The 16,370-nt window shown below is 54.1% G+C and carries 18 protein-coding genes; 7 read left to right on the top strand and 11 right to left on the bottom strand.

All coding sequences use genetic code 11. The features are described 5' to 3' along the window. Positions 1-108 precede the first annotated feature (108 nt). Entirely contained in the window at positions 109-387 is a 279-nt protein-coding gene (locus ACHZB8_RS14395) for a hypothetical protein (RefSeq protein WP_316861333.1), read from the top strand. 153 nt (positions 388-540) lie between these two features. Here ACHZB8_RS14395 and ACHZB8_RS14400 read toward each other — a convergent pair whose 3' ends face one another. After that, positions 541-777 (bottom strand): exodeoxyribonuclease VII small subunit, encoded by a 237-nt coding sequence (locus ACHZB8_RS14400; protein ID WP_316861335.1) that lies wholly within the window; start codon positions 775-777, stop codon positions 541-543. A gap of 241 nt (positions 778-1,018) precedes the next feature. Beyond that, the gene (locus tag ACHZB8_RS14405) at positions 1,019-1,999 is read right to left on the bottom strand and encodes a histone deacetylase family protein (RefSeq protein ID WP_316861336.1); all 981 of its coding nucleotides are present in this window, start codon (positions 1,997-1,999) and stop codon (positions 1,019-1,021) included. 249 nt (positions 2,000-2,248) lie between these two features. Here ACHZB8_RS14405 and ACHZB8_RS14410 point away from each other — a divergent pair, with 249 nt between their 5' ends. The 3 genes from ACHZB8_RS14410 (at position 2,249) to ACHZB8_RS14420 (ending at position 4,214) form a co-directional block, all read left to right on the top strand. Beyond that, positions 2,249-2,701, top strand: a complete 453-nt coding sequence (locus ACHZB8_RS14410; RefSeq protein WP_316861338.1) for a DUF805 domain-containing protein — start codon at positions 2,249-2,251, stop codon at positions 2,699-2,701. Positions 2,702-2,867: 166 nt separating this feature from the next. Further along, complete coding sequence (locus ACHZB8_RS14415) at positions 2,868-3,362, top strand: DUF805 domain-containing protein (RefSeq protein WP_316861340.1); 495 nt, start codon at positions 2,868-2,870, stop codon at positions 3,360-3,362. Between the two features lie 210 nt (positions 3,363-3,572). Further along, positions 3,573-4,214 carry a DUF805 domain-containing protein gene (locus ACHZB8_RS14420; RefSeq protein WP_316861341.1) on the top strand — a complete coding sequence of 214 codons (642 nt, stop codon included), beginning with the start codon at positions 3,573-3,575 and terminating at the stop codon, positions 4,212-4,214. Between the two features lie 77 nt (positions 4,215-4,291). Here the strand turns inward: ACHZB8_RS14420 and nadC are convergent, their stop codons facing one another. From nadC to ACHZB8_RS14445, 5 genes are all read right to left on the bottom strand, one after another. Then, complete coding sequence (gene nadC, locus ACHZB8_RS14425) at positions 4,292-5,185, bottom strand: carboxylating nicotinate-nucleotide diphosphorylase (protein ID WP_316861342.1); 894 nt, start codon at positions 5,183-5,185, stop codon at positions 4,292-4,294. Positions 5,186-5,275: 90 nt separating this feature from the next. Further along, a complete protein-coding gene (locus tag ACHZB8_RS14430) occupies positions 5,276-6,904 on the bottom strand; it encodes an L-aspartate oxidase (protein ID WP_316861344.1) in 1,629 nt (542 codons plus the stop codon). 141 nt (positions 6,905-7,045) lie between these two features. Beyond that, positions 7,046-8,125, bottom strand: a complete 1,080-nt coding sequence (nadA, locus tag ACHZB8_RS14435; protein ID WP_316861345.1) for a quinolinate synthase NadA — start codon at positions 8,123-8,125, stop codon at positions 7,046-7,048. Then, the gene (locus ACHZB8_RS14440) at positions 8,097-8,309 is read right to left on the bottom strand and encodes a hypothetical protein (RefSeq protein WP_316861347.1); all 213 of its coding nucleotides are present in this window, start codon (positions 8,307-8,309) and stop codon (positions 8,097-8,099) included. Before ACHZB8_RS14440 ends, nadA begins: the two co-directional genes overlap by 29 nt. A gap of 746 nt (positions 8,310-9,055) precedes the next feature. Further along, positions 9,056-9,523, bottom strand: a complete 468-nt coding sequence (locus tag ACHZB8_RS14445) for an RT0821/Lpp0805 family surface protein (RefSeq protein WP_316861348.1) — start codon at positions 9,521-9,523, stop codon at positions 9,056-9,058. An 89-nt stretch (positions 9,524-9,612) separates the two neighbouring features. On the opposite strand from ACHZB8_RS14445, the gene pdxH reads away from it, so the two are divergent. Next, positions 9,613-10,209: a pyridoxamine 5'-phosphate oxidase gene (gene pdxH / locus ACHZB8_RS14450; RefSeq protein WP_316861350.1), complete on the top strand. Its 597-nt coding sequence runs from the start codon at positions 9,613-9,615 to the stop codon at positions 10,207-10,209. A gap of 127 nt (positions 10,210-10,336) precedes the next feature. Further along, the gene (locus ACHZB8_RS14455; protein WP_316861352.1) at positions 10,337-10,960 is read left to right on the top strand and encodes a LysE/ArgO family amino acid transporter; all 624 of its coding nucleotides are present in this window, start codon (positions 10,337-10,339) and stop codon (positions 10,958-10,960) included. A gap of 1,036 nt (positions 10,961-11,996) precedes the next feature. Here the strand turns inward: ACHZB8_RS14455 and ACHZB8_RS14460 are convergent. Continuing rightward, the gene (locus ACHZB8_RS14460; protein WP_316861354.1) at positions 11,997-12,617 is read right to left on the bottom strand and encodes a TetR/AcrR family transcriptional regulator; all 621 of its coding nucleotides are present in this window, start codon (positions 12,615-12,617) and stop codon (positions 11,997-11,999) included. 424 nt (positions 12,618-13,041) lie between these two features. Here ACHZB8_RS14460 and ACHZB8_RS14465 point away from each other — a divergent pair, with 424 nt between their 5' ends. Next, positions 13,042-13,770 (top strand): hypothetical protein, encoded by a 729-nt coding sequence (locus ACHZB8_RS14465; RefSeq protein ID WP_316861355.1) that lies wholly within the window; start codon positions 13,042-13,044, stop codon positions 13,768-13,770. 338 nt (positions 13,771-14,108) lie between these two features. Here the strand turns inward: ACHZB8_RS14465 and ACHZB8_RS14470 are convergent, their stop codons facing one another. The 3 genes from ACHZB8_RS14470 to ACHZB8_RS14480 form a co-directional block, all read right to left on the bottom strand. Beyond that, positions 14,109-14,732 carry a class I SAM-dependent methyltransferase gene (locus ACHZB8_RS14470; protein ID WP_316861357.1) on the bottom strand — a complete coding sequence of 208 codons (624 nt, stop codon included), beginning with the start codon at positions 14,730-14,732 and terminating at the stop codon, positions 14,109-14,111. A 472-nt stretch (positions 14,733-15,204) separates the two neighbouring features. Continuing rightward, positions 15,205-15,687: a F0F1 ATP synthase subunit B gene (atpF, locus tag ACHZB8_RS14475; protein ID WP_316861358.1), complete on the bottom strand. Its 483-nt coding sequence runs from the start codon at positions 15,685-15,687 to the stop codon at positions 15,205-15,207. Positions 15,688-15,696: 9 nt separating this feature from the next. After that, positions 15,697-16,248, bottom strand: a complete 552-nt coding sequence (locus tag ACHZB8_RS14480; protein WP_316861359.1) for a F0F1 ATP synthase subunit B — start codon at positions 16,246-16,248, stop codon at positions 15,697-15,699. Positions 16,249-16,370: the final 122 nt, after the last annotated feature.

The raw sequence follows: 16,370 nt of genomic DNA on the forward strand, positions 1-16,370 counted from the left end.
GCAGACCGCGATGGGGATGCTGTGCGTCTGGTCCAGGTGTCCAATTGGAATTTATTGCAAACTTGCGTAAGCTGCCTGAGAGAACGCGTTTATTCTGGGAGGGTGACCATGCCGAATATGCCAAGCCTGTTTGAAATTGACGGCTATGAAATGATTGTCCTTCAAGTGCTGTTTCTGGCCGGGGTCATCGGGGCCATCACGGCAAAGGCCAAAGGCCGGTCCGGTTTGGTCTGGTTTGTGCTGAGCGCCATTACCTATGGCTTTGCGATTCTTGTTCTGCTGTTTGTTCCTTCACGAACGAAGAAGCGGAGAAAGAATAACGACGGCACCGCCTATTATGAAGATGGCGACTATGACAGCGATTCCGGCTCTGATAGTGACGATTGACCAGTCTGGACGATTGACAAATCTGGCTGAGGAGAAAGCGAGCAAGCTGCAACGGGCTCCCGAGCCATGCGGGCAAAGCCGCAAGAAATCTCAGTCGTCCCGAAAGGAAAGGCTTGTCGAGGTTTGTCGGATCCGGTTCAAAACCGGCTGATATCAATCAACATCGAGCGGTTCGGTTCCCACCGGTTGTCCTTCTGCGGACAGGCGGATTTTCTCGACTTTTTCCTCGGCCTTTTTCAAAAGCGCGTCGCAGTGGCGTTTCAGCGCTTCCCCGCGCTCATAGGCCTCGATTGATTTTTCCAGCTCAACATCACCCCGTTCCAGCTTTTGAACGATCTGTTCCAGTTCAGCAAGGGCTGCTTCAAAAGTGAGGTCTGACAGATCGGTCATGATGTATCATCTTCCTGAAAAGAGGTCTTGAAAGAGGTGTTTAATGGGCGAGCTGAGTCGCGCCCTCTCTTTTTACATGGATTTTGCACGTTGCAAAAGCTTTGAGCCGATATCTCTCGGCTTTTGAAAACCAAATCAAGGCCCTGTTGACGGTTCTCTCAAAGGACGAGGACCCAATGCCTGGCAAACACTGGGCCCTCGCTTCAAATGGATCGGTCAGCCCGGGATCGGGCGCGGAAAGTCACCCGTGCATGAGCCGGTCCACGTGAACAGCAACCGAACGGGCCAGAGCCCGCAGGTCATATCCCCCTTCCAGCAAGGAAACCACCCGGTTGTCACAGCATTTGTCCGCGACATCCATAAGCTTGCCGGTCATCCAGGAAAAATCGGCTTCCGTGCAGGTGAGATCGCCCAACGGATCGCGAATATGGGCGTCAAAGCCTGCCGAAATGATCACCAGATCGGGATTGAAATTATAAAGGGCGGGCAACAGGCGCGTTTCAAACGCTTCGCGCATCTGGTCCGAGCCATGGCCGGCATTGAGCGGCGCATTGACGATGTTGCCCTTGTCGTCCTTGCCGGTTTCGTGCCAATCACCGGTGCCGGGATAAAGCGGCATCTGGTGAGTCGAGCAATACATGAGCGAGGGGTCATCCCAGAATATATCCTGGGTGCCATTGCCATGATGCAGATCGAAATCGATCACGGCCACATGCTCGGCACCATATTTGCTCTGCGCATAGCGGGCTGCAACGGCCGCATTGTTGAAAAAGCAGAACCCCATGGCACGCGATTTCTCGGCATGGTGACCGGGAGGCCTTATCCCGCAAAAGGCATTGTCGACCTTGCCCTGCATGACTTCATCGACGGCCTGCGTCGAGGCACCAACGGCATAAAGGGCCGCCTGATAAGTATCTGGGGAAACTGTCGTATCGCCATCAAGTGAGACGAGCCCTTCGGTTGGCGTCAAGCTCTCGAGCATGTCGATCTGGCTTTCAGGGTGGCAGCGCAGAATATCCTCACGTTGTCCGATTTGTGCCTCTTCACGCTCAAGAAAGAGAAATTTCTCATGCTCAAGCGCCACATTGACCGCACGCATGCGATCAGGACGCTCCGGATGACCTTCCGGCGTCTTGTGCTTCAAAAAGGACGGATGTGTTATGTAAACCGTTGCCACGCCCGAAAGAATCCTCCCGATATCCGTAAAATCTGCTAGACGCATCCAACGATCAGCAGGGGCTTTTCGTCAATGCAACATTGGAGGCAGAAGCAGGGGTTATCCGGTCATCAATAAGTTGGGGGGGCCGATTTGTTGTACCGCATTATGCGCATACGCCCGCAGCCACGTCCGGTGAAGGCGTTCGGCGCTTTGCGGGAAAATCGATTGTTGATTGAATAAGCCGCCCTATTGACGCATTCTGATGCTTGTTTCATGCAAAGCAGCAAACGCACCCCAAACAAAGGTTCTTCCATGTCTCCCATCCAGCTTGTCGAACACAGCCTAGTCAATTGCCTCCAGTTCAACGGACGGGCGGGGCGAGGCGAATTCTGGCTCTGGTTCCTTTTCTCCATTCTGATGACGATAGGGCTCTATTTCATCGGGCTGAATGTGCCGCTGCTCGACGGACTTTGGAAAGTCTGGTTCGCAATCATGTTCATGCTCAGTGTTCCCCTCACCGTGCGCCGCCTGCATGACATGGAATTGACGGGGAAATGGTTCCTGATCGTGCCTATTGGCATGGTCATCACCTTTGGCGTGGCCCTCGTCTCCCCGGAGCTCATGACCGAATTGCTCTATGTGCCGGTGGCTCTGGTGATGGTGCTCTATTTCGTCATCGGCTTTGTTCCGGGCTGGGGTGGGGAAAACCGTTTTGGCGATCCCTATCCACCGCGCAAGTCGCCCTTTGACAAAAGCGCAGAATAATCCCGTTTTGCCACCTTTGCGACCCTTGTGCATCCTGTACCAAAATGGAGCGATCTCGCCCGTTAACCATACCAAGCGAAAGATTTCGTTTATAATTGATTAACCATGATCTCTTGCGTAGGCTTGGGGCAGAGGGGCGAGTCCTTGCCCCATGCGGGAGTTCATCATGTTCGGGATCTATGGCAAGCTTTTCTCCTTGTTGAGACAGTCTTTCGCCTATTCTGGTCGGTCTCCGCGCAAGGATTTCTGGTTCTTCCTCATATTCTACTGCCTGATGTTTTTTGCCGCTCTGGGGGCTGACGTCACCTATTTCCAGGAACAGCAGCCAACCGGTCTGCCTCTGGCCCTGTCAACCTTGTTTGGCGGAGCTGCCCCCTTTGTCTGGCTTCATCTGATCCTTTTGACACCGGCAATGGTGGCGCTGACCATACGCCGTCTGCATGATGTCGGACACAATGGATGGTGGGGACTGGTCTATCTCATCCCCGTGGCAGGCCTTGTGCCAATGTTCGTGATGCTGCTTCGCACCGGACAACCCGGCTTCAACCGGTTTGGCACCAATCCGCTTGATCTGGCAGCGGTTGCCGCCTTTGACCAAAGCAAGGTGTCTCGAAGCGCTCCGGGCGATCTTTCAGGCTCTGTTCCGTCACCTGCGGAGTGAGAAGGCGTTGTAGCGCCCTCACCTTTCTACCTGCCATGAGTGGCTCTTCATCCCCCCATCTCACCGTCGCCCTGACCGTGCGGGGCTCTGGCACCTTAACCAATTCTTAAGTCCGTTTGGTGATTGCACGATTGCAGAGCCGCCTCATTAGCCGCTGCTTAATCCTCGCGATCCATAGTGATCGAAACGAACTTCAGCACGAGGCGGATCATGAGCTTTTTTGCAGCTATCTTTTCCTGTCTGCAAAAATTTGCGGAATATGAAGGCCGCGCAACACGTAAAGAATATTGGAGCTGGCTGATTGCCGCAACGCTTGTCAGCTATCTGTCCGGTTACGCAGGCGCTGCCCTATCCCTCCATGCCGGATCGATGGCAGGCCTTGAGCGCACGTCCATATCGATGGCAACCGGCTTCGTTCTGTTCTTTCCGGGGTTGGCGGTCACCGTTCGGCGGCTGCATGATGTGGGCAAGAGCGGCTGGTGGGTGCTGATCATCCTCATTCCGCTGCTTGGGGCGCTTTATCTCAGCCATTTGCAATTGAAGAAAGGCATGATCGGCCCCAATCTCTATGGTCCGGACCCCAACGAGGCAACACGCAAGAAGCGGGCAGCCCTTGACCTTGATGCGATCGAACGACATCAGGACGGTCTGAAAGCCTTCTCCCGTGAGGAGCTGGATCTGTTGATGGAGAAAAAACGAGCGATGACCCAAGCACGGGCCGCCACTCGTGTCACCCGCACCAGTCCGCCCAAGCCGATGGGCAAGACGTCAGGGGGCTTCGGGCGTCGTGGAGCCGGGGCCGCGTCGGGCTTTGCGGGGCTGCAAACCTCCCGCCAGCCTGCAAGGCGCTAGAGATGAAAAAGGCTCCCTTGCGATAAGGTGCAACAAGGAAGCCTCCATCTGTTTTCAATGGAAAATTCGAAGTCCGATCAGCTCACGGTGATGTCGAGGCCGAGATCGAAATTGGGTGCCGAGTGCGTGATATATCCGGCGGAGATGTAATCCACGCCCGTTTGCGCGATGGACCTGATTGTCGCCGGACTGACACCGCCGGACGCTTCTGAAATGATATTCGTACCTTCCATCAGGGCAAGCGCCTCGCGCAGCTTGTCCGGGCCCATATTGTCGAGCATGATCACGTCGGGCTTGCAGGAAATGGCTTCCTTGAGCTGATCGATGGTATCGACCTCAACCTCGACCTTGACCAGATGGCCGACATATTCACGGGCGCGGCGAATGGCTTCGGTGACAGAGCCTGCAACGGCAATGTGATTGTCCTTGATAAGAATCGCATCATCCAGACCGAAGCGATGGTTCGAGCCGCCACCGCATTTGACCGCATATTTCTCAAAGGCCCTGAGGCCCGGTGTGGTTTTGCGGGTGCAGGTCACCTTGGCCCTGGTGCCTTCGGTGAGCTTGACCATCTGATGGGTCGCGGTGGCAATGCCTGACATGCGCCCCATGAAATTCAACGCGATCCGCTCGGCGGACAACACCAGACGGGCGGGGCCGAAAATGCGGGCGACGACATCGCCCTTGCCGACTTCGGTGCCATCCTCCATCTGCGGTGAAAATGTAACGATCTCGCCATGCCATTTGCCGATCTGGCGAAAGGCACTGTCGGCAAGCGGGATTCCCGAGACGACCCCTTCATCGCGAGCCGCGATCACGGCCTTTGCGTGGGCCGTTTCAGGTATGGTGGCCAGGGTCGTGATATCGCCAGCCAGCCCCAGATCCTCTTTCAAAGCCGCAAGGACAGCCTCGTCGATGATGGGTTGAGGCAGATAGAGCTTATCTGCGGAAAAAGTGGTCGCTTCGCTCATAAACGCGGTTCCCTTTGCTCTTGGTCCTTGTTGTGCGTGCCTTCTATCGCCTTTTCAAATCCGGCTTTCCAGATAGAAAAAGGAAGAGGTCTATTGTGCCGCGCTCTTGCGGGCAGTGAGAATTTCATCAATCATCGCTTCGGCCTCCTTCAGAGTGATGAAGGTGCGATGCTTCCAGTCATCGGAAGACTTGGGGAAATCGGTTCTGTAGTGCCCGCCCCGGCTTTCCTGACGCATCAGGGCGGCAACGGTGATCAACTTGCTGGCGACGAGCTGATTGCGGAAGGACTGACAGACGGCCCTTTGCTCCAGCTCGTTGATGATTTCGAGGGCTCTGGTCAGCCCTTCTGCATTGCGTTCAACCCCGACATAGCGCGTCATTGTCTTGCGCAGTTTCTTGTGGTCGGCAGGATCCTGATCGGTGCAGTTTTCATGAGACTTGCTGACAATCGGCTGCCAGAGCTCATGTTTCGGCGTGTTAAGCTGATTGTTGATGTCGGCGGCAACGAGCGAGGCAAAGACCACCGCTTCGAGCAGGGAGTTGGAGGCTAGACGGTTGGCACCATGGGCACCGGTCGAGGTCACCTCGCCAGCAGCCCACAATCCATCAAGCGATGTGCGGCCATTGGCGTCGGTCAGCACGCCGCCCATGTGATAATGCGCGGCAGGCGCGATGGGGAGCGGCTCGGTAACCGGATCGATCCCCGCTTCCTGGGCATAGCCATAGACGGTGGGGAATTCTTTGGGGAAAGACGCTCCGATGGCTTCGCGGCAATCAAGGAACGCGCCCTTGTTGTCTTCGACCTGACGATGGATGGCACGCGCCACGACGTCGCGGGGGGCGAGTTCGGCATCCTTGTGTTCGCCGAGCATGAAACGCTCACCCTGTTTGTTGATCAGCTTGGCCCCATGACCACGCAAGGCCTCGGTTGCCAGAGGCGCGGGATCTTTGCCGACATCAAGCGCAGTGGGGTGGAACTGGACAAATTCGGGATCGGCTATCACCGCCCCTGCCCTTGCCGCCATGGCCATGCCGTCGCCATTGGCTTCGTTGGGGTTGGTGGTGACGCGGAAAAGATGCCCGGCACCACCGGACGCGAGCACGACGGCACGAGCGGGGAAAAAGATCGTGCTGCTGGTGCCCTTTTCGCCTTCCTCTGGCCGTCTGCGAGCAACGACCCCGTCGACGAAGCGTCCGTTTGTGTGCAGGCTCTCGGCCTGATAGCCCGAGACGAGCCGGATCGATGGCATCTCGACAACCCGCCGGATCAGGGCGTCCATGATCGCATAGCCTGCCTTGTCACCCGAGACGCGCACAATACGGGAGGCCGAATGGGCCGCCTCGCGGCTCAGTTCAAGCTTGCCTTCGAGATCCTTGTCAAAGGGCACGCCCACTTCAAGCAAATCGATAATGCGGCTTGCGGCCTGGGATGTCATGAGGGCTGCGATCTTCTCGTCCACAATGCCCGCCCCGGCTTCAATGGTGTCTGCCAGATGGGAAGCCGCGCTGTCGCCTTCGGAGACGGCTGCGGCGATCCCGCCTTGCGCCCAGACGGAGGACGCGCCTTCGCCGATGGGAGCAGCAGCAATCAGGGTTACGGAACGCGGGGCCATTTTGTAGGCGCAAAACAGGCCCGCAAGCCCGGCTCCAACAATGATGACGTCGTCATGGCGTTGCCAGCTTTCGGGGCTAAATTCACGGGGCGCAGATGTAATCATGGATGAGTCTTTTCGGGTCTTTCGGTTTCAGGCGGGCCCTTTGCAGGCCTATTAATTCGGAAACCAGACCACTTGAGATGGAAAAGGAAACTTGAAGATCGGTCCGCACCCGACAAGAGGTCGGGCGCGGACCGGATTGGCTCAGGATTTCAGATTGATCATGCGCTCCACTGCCAGACGGGCCTTGTCGGCGACAAGCGGGTCGACGGTGACCTCTTCCTGCATGTAGAGCAGGCTGTCGAGGATTTTCGGCAGGGTGATCTTTTTCATATGCGGGCAGAGATTGCATGGTCTTACAAAATTGACCTCCGGCGCTTCGCTGGCAACATTATCAGCCATTGAGCATTCGGTGATCATCATGACCTTTTCAGGGCGATTATTCTTGACCCAATCGATCATGCCCTTGGTCGAGCCGGAGAAATCGGCTTCATCGACCACTTCAGGTGGGCATTCGGGATGGGCAATGACCTGCACATCGGGCATGGCGCGACGGTAGGAGCGGATTTCCTCGGCTGTGAAGCGCTGATGCACTTCACACGATCCGGCATAGGTGAGAACCTCGACATCTGTCTGACGGGCGACATTCTTTGCCAGATATTGATCGGGAACCAACAGCACGCGATCGGTACCCATGCTCTCGACCACCTGTACGGCATTGGACGAGGTGCAGCAGATATCGCACTCGGCCTTTACATCGGCGCTGGTGTTGACATAGGTGATGATCGGCACGCCGGGATATTTGTCCCTCAGCGCGCGCACATCGGCGGCCGTGATGGAAGAGGCCAGTGAGCAGCCAGCGGTGCTGTCCGGGATCAGAACCGTTTTTTCCGGGCACAGGATCTTGGAGGTCTCGGCCATGAAATGCACACCGCACTGAATGATCAGATCCGCGTCGGACCGGGCCGCCTCGATGGCCAGCTGCAAGCTGTCGCCACGAAAATCGGACACGCCATGAAAGATTTCAGGGGTCTGGTAGTTATGGGCCAGAATCACCGCACCGCGCTCTTTTTTCAACTTGTTGATGGCCGAAATGTAAGGCGCATGAAATGGCCATTCGATGGGTGGAATGACATGTTTGACCATTTCATAGATCGGAGCTGTTTCCGCGGCGATCTCGTCGGTATAGTCAAGGGGCGGCATGTCAAGAATTCCGCGTTCCTGAGCAGCCTTGCTCGGTTTGCGCGTCGCGAAATCAGTCGCGGCTTGTGCAGGCATCATCATCGGAAACGGCCTCCTTCATGGTCATCGCGGTGCTTTGGTCTGGGTCTGTCGGGAGCACACGGCTCTCGTCCGTCCGAAGTTGCTTGATGCAGGCCGGGTTTTCCATTGCCTTTGCACTCTTTCGAATCGTGACAGTCCCTTCAACCCTGTGGGCATGGTCGATCCGTTCCTGTCTATCGCCCATGCCATCTGGTCTGATTGATCCGGCCAACACTTATACTCAGATTGAGCATAAGGAGGACCATAAAACAACCAGCACACCGCTGGTCCTCCTGCCTAAAAGCAGAATGTTTCAAATTCGAAGCTAATATAGGAGCAATAAGTCGACATTTCCAGACCTGGTAGAGCGATCAGGGGATAAAAGTCACTACTCTCCCGGTTTCATTCCGGAAAAAGACAGTCAGGCACATTCCTGATGGCGCGGCAAGCAGATAAGTCGCGCAAATAAAAAGACCTACGATCAACCGAGCGCAGGTCAAATAAAAATAATAAAATGACTAGGTTATTAAGCAAATTCTATTTTATAGACTTCCAATATAGGTCTTCAAAAGAATTAGGTTCACTATAGCTTCCAGAATTACCCGGTCCTTACTAACCTTTTCATGGTTTATGTTGTAGCGCAGCTATGTGACAATTCGTTGACAGGCAGAAAGAAAGAAACACGATGGTAAATACGCCGGTTTTGGCGAGGCTCGTGCAGAGGCGGCATCGGCATCATGGCGGCAAGCAATCAGGCTTTGAGGAGATGGTCGCCCAATTGAAAAAGCAGGGGAAAGACTGCCGCCAGTGTTGCGGAAACCACGCCACGCACCGTCCGGCCAGAGCCGATTGGGCCTCAACCCGGTCACCGCACCTAAGTTTGCAGAGACACCGAACCTTGCGTAGTCATACGAGACTACGGCGGTATGATTGTCATTTGTTGAGAGTGGCTTACACCGAGACGCCTGTTTTGAAACCGGTAATCTGCCAATGGCCATCGGGCGCCCTACAGGCCTGACCGGCAATATTTTCAACGCCAGTTACCCGGTGCATCGAGCTTTTGAATGAGCGGCATTCCTCATTGACCAGATCGGGCAATGCCTCAACCTGGGTAATGCGTCCCTTGGACCCGGTTTCCGGATTACTCCATTCGGCGGTTGCATTGCCGGTTCCCAAGGCCCCCTTGTCAAAGGCGGAAATTCTGGCGAGCAGAACTTGCCAGTCCGAGGGGTCAATCCCGGCCAAGAGACTGTCGGTGAGTCCGATTGAACCGGTTGGCGTGGTGTCAATGGCTTGCAGGCTATCGCCCATATTGATGGAAGCGCAGGCCCCCATGAAACAGCAAAGCAGCACAGCAGTCAGTCTCCGCGCCTTGTGCAGAGCGCAGAAAATTGATGCCGGGAAACTATAGCCAAACACGTTGCTGTCCTTTACATTCACAAGGCTGATTTGCGCTCGAACGCAGACCTCGCCTTTTACTCCAATTCTATTCTCTGTCAGGAAGGTTAATGAGTGGTAACTTTACTGAGGCAAATATGCCTCTAGAGCTGTTTTCTCAATGGCTCGCAGACGCCGAAGCGAAAGAACCGAACGACCCCAATGCCATGGCTGTCGCTTCTGTTGATGAAAATGGATTGCCCAATGTTCGTATGGTGCTGCTGAAGGACTATTCCGCGAAGGGATTCGTCTTCTACACGAATTTCGAGAGCGCCAAGGGCCACGAACTGCTGAAATCTGAAAAAGCGGCGCTGCTGTTTCACTGGAAGACGCTGCGCCGGCAAGTCCGCATTCGCGGAAAGGTCAGTGTTGTCAGCAATGAGGAAGCGGACACCTATTTCGATTCACGCGCCCGTGGCAGCCGGATCGGGGCATGGGCCTCGAAACAGTCCCGGCCACTTGAGGGACGTTTTGCACTGGAAAAGGCCGTTGCCGAATATACGGCGAAATTCAATATCGGCCACATCCCACGCCCGGATTACTGGTCTGGCTTCCGTGTCGAGCCTCAGGAGATCGAATTCTGGCATGACAGACAATTCCGCCTTCATGACCGGGTCGTCTTCAAGGCTGTCGAGAATGGATGGGAAAAAACGCAGCTCTATCCGTAAGTCTCTTCATGCCACAAACAGGCATTGGGCGGAGCCAGACCAAACCCTGGAACTGCCCTGTGTTTCGCCCCTTTCTCTTTCCCCTTTCGCCTTTTCCCGTTCAATACAGCCTGAGGTTTGATTTGGCATGGCCTATCTCACTTACTTTGCGCCCCTCTTGCAGGGCTTTTTTCTTGGCGCCTCGCTGATCATAGCAATTGGTGCGCAGAATGCCTTTGTTCTGCGCTTGGGGTTGTTGCGTCAACATGTCCTGCCGGTGGTGCTGGTCTGTTCCTTTTCAGACGCCCTTCTGATTCTGGCCGGGGTCGCTGGCATGGGGGCACTGATCAAGCAGTCGCCCGTTCTGCTAAGCGTGGTCAGCTGGGCCGGCTTTGCCTTTCTCGCAATCTATGGCCTTCAGGCCTTGCGACGCGCTTTCAAGCCGTCCGAGATGCATGTCGGCAAGCAAAATGGCATCAGCCTCAAACAGGCGCTATTGACCGTTCTGGCCTTCACCTATCTCAATCCGCATGTCTATCTGGATACGGTGCTGCTGGTGGGAAGCCTCTCTGCGCAATGGCCCGGCGGGCAGCAATGGATCTTTGCGCTCGGGGCCATTTCGGCGTCATTCGTCTGGTTTTTCGCGCTTGGCTTTGGAGCGCGCATCCTGACACCCCTGTTCGAGAAGCCGATGGCATGGCGCATTCTCGACTTCCTGATCGGCCTTGTCATGTTCATGCTGGCCTGGTCATTGCTCAAGGGCGTCATTTAAGGGCGTCATTTGGGAGGCGTCATTTAGAGCAAAGCCTCGCGAGCCGGAGCAGCAACGCTCCGGGACCGGGTATCCGGGACCCGAAAACGGTGAATGAGGAACGGGACAAAGCATCACAGCCCCCCACACCGACAGGCAATCACACAGACAGGCAACCACACAGGCAGGCAATAAAAAAGGGGCGAACGCCCCTTTGCCGTCGTCGACCCTATATCGCCAACAGCGGAATTTCATTGAATGCGTCACGCAAGATTTGAGGCTGCCGACATGCGGCAACAGGAAATGCCACAGAAACGAGCCTCAAACCATTTTGTGGGATGGCTTCTGCTATCCAATGTATTTTTCAAGATGCCGACATCGTGAAAAATACTTTAGATTACGAGCTTATTTTTTCTCGCAAACAGGATCATAGTCTGTGTGCTTTTCTTCTACGTGTTTCTTTACGCAGCAAGCAGATTTAACAGACTGAATGCCAATTTCGTGATACTCTTTTTCGAGCAAATCGGTGGTTGAGACTTTCTTGGCTTGTGCAGACATGGCTCTAATACTCGCTTTTTTTGCCATTTCACTCCGGTTTCACATACTTTAGCCTAACACTATTTTGTTACGAATGACTCAGCCCAACTTCCAATTCTCTATCCCCGGATTTTTTTCGTATTAATCACGAACGTCAGAATGAGATGCATTTCAGAAATGCATATGTCTCATGTCTGAATTAAAATCCGCCATTCCAAATTATATTTCTTCTAAAAAAACTGTTGCAAAATTTTATGTCACAAAATTCTCTCGACACTGGAATAATTGCTAAGGCCAATATTTCGTCGAACAGCCATCCGGCGAAAACAGAACGCAAAATCAGAAAAAACAAGTCATTCGCCTGCCGATGCAGCAAAATTGCATAGCCGATATTCGGTTATTTTCTGGCAGGTTATATTGTAACCTTGTGACCAAATGTATGGGCCCGATGTTTCATGCCTTGCGCGCGCTCTCTCCCCTTCCACACTGAATTTCATGGCCATTGTTGTGCCTTGTGCAATCAGCGCGGGGCGATGAAATGGGCAAGCAGATGATTGGCCTCGCGCTTGATGCGACCGATTTCTTCCGGGTCGGAGACCATTCCGCCACCGCCCCTGTCGAGCCGCATGAAGAGCGGCAGGAGCGTGAGGCCGAGCCTGAAGGAGAGAAAGAATTCGGGAGACAAGTCGCGCACGGTCTTCTCCGCAACCCCTCTCTTGATCGTCTCGTCCAGCAGATCAAGGATCTTGTCGATCTTGGTTGGGATTTGCGCAAGGATGCAATTGTCCTTGGGTGCAGGGAAATCATATAGCAGCAGCCGGGCATAGCCCCTTTTCTTTTGATAGAGATCAATTGTGCGGTCGGCGCTGGCGAGCAGTGCCTCCCTTGGTGGCAGCGCTGCAAGCTCGGTATAAAGAACAATGAGCGTGTCGAGCAGCTCATTTGCCAATGCTTCAAGCAATTCCTTACGCCCTGCAAAATGGGCGTAGAGCGAGGGCAATTGAATGCCGACCTTGTCTGCAACATCCTTCAGGCGGAGCGCTTCAACGCCGTGGACAGCAATCTCCTGTTCGGCGATTTCAACAATGAGATCCCGCGTACTCTTTTTCTCTTCGGTAAAGTTCTTCCGTTTAGACGTCATCTCTCTCGTCGCGTGTCAGAGCCATGCACCCGTTTCAACTACAGTCCCGGCAAATACAATCATTGAGGGAAATTTTTTTGTCAACATCGATTCCCAAGCCTTTTGTTCTGTCTGAAAAATGCGGCTGGCAAGGGCAGAAAGCCGCCAGATTCCGCATCTCTCCAACTGCCGGGCACTGTTCACAGTGGCCGTTCCTTGTCGTCAAACTTCAAAAAAACTTCGGCAAGCTGATCTGAATAGGTAGGAATCATGGAGCGGCAAGCTCCTCATTCCCTTTTTGTTCAGAGTGAATTTGTTCGTTGCAATTGGCGCAAGATCCAGGATTGAGACACCGCTTAACCGCAGGAAAGTTGATTTTCGTCCGTGTTTTTGGCTCAATGGTGGGCAAGTGGATGTGTTCAATCGATTCTTGGAAGCAAGTCGCATGATATATGACAGTCCATCTGACCCCGCCCTGACAGACTGGCTCAATGTTTGCGAGTTTGAGGAGCTGTTTTGGGAAGAAAGCATCCGAATACAGAATTTTGACAGAGCGCTCGCCAATGAGCGACCGTATTTCGTTCAACAACATCCTTCAACGTCTCATATCGGACCGGGAGCCAAGCATGTCGATGAGTGGCTCCCGTTGCTGCTTTTCGGCAAGCATATCAGCGGCGATATACGAAACTGGGACTCGACCCTTGAAGTTTGTGCCACCCGAACCGGAAGCGGCGACCCCAAGACCAGAAATGGATGCAGCTTTGATGCGATGTATCGCATCTTTTCCAACCAACCGCATATTTCGCCAGACAGGGCGGGATATCTCGAGATCACCCGGGCGATGAACCCCAGACAAGGTGCGGATCTTGTCCGCCATGATCGCGAAATGTCTCGTATCGGTCTGGTCATCGATCGGTTCAGGCCTTTCGAGGTCGGTGTGGGAGAAGTCGAGCGCGAGGTGAAGCGAGCCGTATTGCGAAAAGCGGCGAAGAATTACGAGCCTGACACAACCCTTCTGATATGGCTGAGAGATGAGCCACCTGCGCTTGGACAGAGGCTTAAGGATGCCAGACTGCATCATGACGTGACAAAGCTCTCTGGCGGCATTTTCGCCAATATCTGCTGTGTGGGCCTGAAGACCGGCATCAACTGGCTGATGGGTGATGGACTTTAGGATTTACGCGCCTGGTGGGCCATCCGGGACTTGATGGACCTCGGCTGTGTTGTAGTGCCCTGCGTCCGTTCAGGGCTTTGTCCGGGCTTCTCGCCCACCATTCAGACGGGTGGCGAAGCCGCCCTTTCCCCCACGCGCACCAACCCGCCCTTCCCTACACCCCGCCAAGACCGGCACAACTCGCCTGCATGGGTCTGACAGAGGGGTGTGCGCGTCAGGCAAAGGCTCGGCAAGCCGATACCGCCATGCCGCTCGCTCGCACTCTGGGGCCGTGCCTTGCCTTCATAAGGGCGCACACGGACAGAATCCACCGTCACCGGGACTGATCCGGAGCAGACCTAAATCACTTCAATCAAGAGGACCTTGCAGCAGGATCCTTCGCTTACGATCATGAGTTCTGTGCGCATTTCCTGCAAAAGGATCTTTCCTTCGGCATCAAGATCCAGAAGAAAGCGCGAGAATCGCGTCTCGTCCCAATAGCTGTCACGCACCGTCATGCAGATAAGACCGCCCTTGCGCGTGATCCGGATCAGCTCGTTCAAGGCTTCCGGCTTGACATGGGATGTCGTGAAGGTGCCCACGCATGTTACGGCGTCGAACTGCCCATCTTCAAAGGGGACCGTATCATTCAGATCAATCTGATGGAGCGCTTTGTAGATCTGCTTTTTCTCCGCTTCCTTCAGCATGTCCTTTGAATAGTCCGCGCCTTCGATGTTGGAAAATTTCTGTTCACTGAGACATTCGCCCACAAGACCTGTGCCACAACCAGCATCCAGAATGGCCGCATCCTTTTGTTCCAGAAAAATTGCAAGCAGACTTGCAACGCTGTTCGGAGACAGATAGCCCCACTCCTTCAGAAGATGCTTGTCATAGTCTGCGGCCCACTCCTGATAAGCCCCCATGAGCGCATCTGTGGATTCGGCCGAAAGAACGCGTTCATGCATCTCGGTGCGATTCCCCATAACACTGCTCCCCCAAATTGTTTGCATGGTTCGAGTCGTTTACATCACAGACTTCGTCGGATTACGTTTGCCGGAATTTAAATATAAATTTTCATTACAAACGCTTTATCGTTCAAAGTCAGCATTCATGACTGTATAAATAGCTAAAATTTTTAGAAAATTTATCACGCAGACAGAATGCATATTGTTTTATTTTCCGTCTGTATAAATTATAACCATCATATTTCAAATATTGAATCCAGGAAATATTTTATTTCTGGTTAAACATTTAATTTTTATTTATATATACCGTCATTTTTACATAGTAAAAAACACGTGTCTTCGCAAAGCCGATGCTGCGCAAGGGATAGGACAGCGTCTGCCCATAAAAAAAGCCGCGGCAGATTTGCCACGGCTTTTTGAAATTCTCTTGCCCGATGATTTGCCCCGTTCGGGATCACCAGCGGGCCGGAATGGAAGATCCCTCAGCTGCTTAATGCAGCTTGGACCCAACCTCTGCGATGGAAGCCTGCAACAGCTTTTTGCCAGCCTTGCCTGCCATTTTCTTGGCGAGGATCTTCTCAGCAGCCTTGACCGCAAGATCGGTCGCAGCATCCTTGACTTCACCAACCGCCGAGGCTTCGGCCTGAGCAATCTTGTCTTCGGCCTGCTTGGTGCGGCGTTTGACAAATTCTGCAATCTTGGCCTGAGCTTCCTTTTCCATCACTTCAGCTTCGCGTTTCGCGAGCATGATGATTTCTTCGGCTTCGCTTTCGGCTTCCCGCGCCTTGCGCTGATATTCTGCGAGCAGGGCCTGAGCCTCTTCACGCAGACGGCGCGCCTGATCCAGTTCGTCCTCGATTGCCTTGGCCCGCTTATCGAGTGCCTTGCCAATGGTTCCCGGAACGCCCATCTTGATCAGGATGGCCAGAAAGATGAGAAGACCAACAAAGGCCCAAATTGTATTCGTACCCATCTTGCTCTCCTATTTCGCGCTTGAAGCTGAGACAGCGTCGGCCACTTCTTTTTCGGTGACGCCGGACCCCAGTATCCGCTCAACAATCGCCTCGGTGGTTTCCGTGGCGATGGCTCCAACTTCGCTCATCGCGGCTTCCTTGACTGCCATGATCTTGTCATTGGCAGCAGAAATCTGCTCGGCGACGTCGGCTTCGACTTTGTTGAACTCTGCTTCGATATGCAATTTGGCTTCTTCACGAGCGGTCTTTGCAATGCCCTGCGCTTTCAGACGCGCTTCGGCCAAAGATTCTTCGTAAGACGCGATTGCCTCGTCAGTTTCGCGCTTCAGACGTTCTGCTTCCCCCAGATCGCTGGCTATGCGATCACGCCGCACTTCCAGAATATTTGCGATCCGTGGCAAGGCCACCTTGGACATTATGTAATAAAGCAGCCCGAAGGTGATGGCCAACCACAGAAGCTGAGATCCGAATGTGGAGGAATCGAAGGGAGGGAAGTTCCCGCCTTCTTCATGACCGCCACCGGCTACTTCTGTATGCGCATCGATGTGCTGCTCAGCCATCGTCATCTCCAAATCATAAACTCAGTTCCGCCTGCCAGCGACACCAACCAAACTCCCTGAAGGGATGAGACCGAACATGCGCCATGGCTTTTGCCCGATCTTTCGGTTGGCGCTTTTTGCGC

It is taken from the genome of uncultured Cohaesibacter sp. (assembly GCF_963556055.3).
GTDB lineage: Bacteria > Pseudomonadota > Alphaproteobacteria > Rhizobiales > Cohaesibacteraceae > Cohaesibacter.

Coding starts and splice junctions, on each gene's coding strand:
- ACHZB8_RS14395 (WP_316861333.1), top strand. CDS start 109: ATGCCGAATATGCCAAGCCTGTTTGAAATTGACGGCTATGAAATGATT.
- ACHZB8_RS14400 (WP_316861335.1), bottom strand. CDS start 777: ATGACCGATCTGTCAGACCTCACTTTTGAAGCAGCCCTTGCTGAACTG.
- ACHZB8_RS14405 (WP_316861336.1), bottom strand. CDS start 1,999: ATGCGTCTAGCAGATTTTACGGATATCGGGAGGATTCTTTCGGGCGTG.
- ACHZB8_RS14410 (WP_316861338.1), top strand. CDS start 2,249: ATGTCTCCCATCCAGCTTGTCGAACACAGCCTAGTCAATTGCCTCCAG.
- ACHZB8_RS14415 (WP_316861340.1), top strand. CDS start 2,868: ATGTTCGGGATCTATGGCAAGCTTTTCTCCTTGTTGAGACAGTCTTTC.
- ACHZB8_RS14420 (WP_316861341.1), top strand. CDS start 3,573: ATGAGCTTTTTTGCAGCTATCTTTTCCTGTCTGCAAAAATTTGCGGAA.
- nadC (WP_316861342.1), bottom strand. CDS start 5,185: ATGAGCGAAGCGACCACTTTTTCCGCAGATAAGCTCTATCTGCCTCAA.
- ACHZB8_RS14430 (WP_316861344.1), bottom strand. CDS start 6,904: ATGATTACATCTGCGCCCCGTGAATTTAGCCCCGAAAGCTGGCAACGC.
- nadA (WP_316861345.1), bottom strand. CDS start 8,125: ATGATGATGCCTGCACAAGCCGCGACTGATTTCGCGACGCGCAAACCG.
- ACHZB8_RS14440 (WP_316861347.1), bottom strand. CDS start 8,309: ATGGGCGATAGACAGGAACGGATCGACCATGCCCACAGGGTTGAAGGG.
- pdxH (WP_316861350.1), top strand. CDS start 9,613: ATGAGTGGTAACTTTACTGAGGCAAATATGCCTCTAGAGCTGTTTTCT.
- ACHZB8_RS14455 (WP_316861352.1), top strand. CDS start 10,337: ATGGCCTATCTCACTTACTTTGCGCCCCTCTTGCAGGGCTTTTTTCTT.
- ACHZB8_RS14460 (WP_316861354.1), bottom strand. CDS start 12,617: ATGACGTCTAAACGGAAGAACTTTACCGAAGAGAAAAAGAGTACGCGG.
- ACHZB8_RS14465 (WP_316861355.1), top strand. CDS start 13,042: ATGATATATGACAGTCCATCTGACCCCGCCCTGACAGACTGGCTCAAT.
- ACHZB8_RS14470 (WP_316861357.1), bottom strand. CDS start 14,732: ATGGGGAATCGCACCGAGATGCATGAACGCGTTCTTTCGGCCGAATCC.
- atpF (WP_316861358.1), bottom strand. CDS start 15,687: ATGGGTACGAATACAATTTGGGCCTTTGTTGGTCTTCTCATCTTTCTG.
- ACHZB8_RS14480 (WP_316861359.1), bottom strand. CDS start 16,248: ATGGCTGAGCAGCACATCGATGCGCATACAGAAGTAGCCGGTGGCGGT.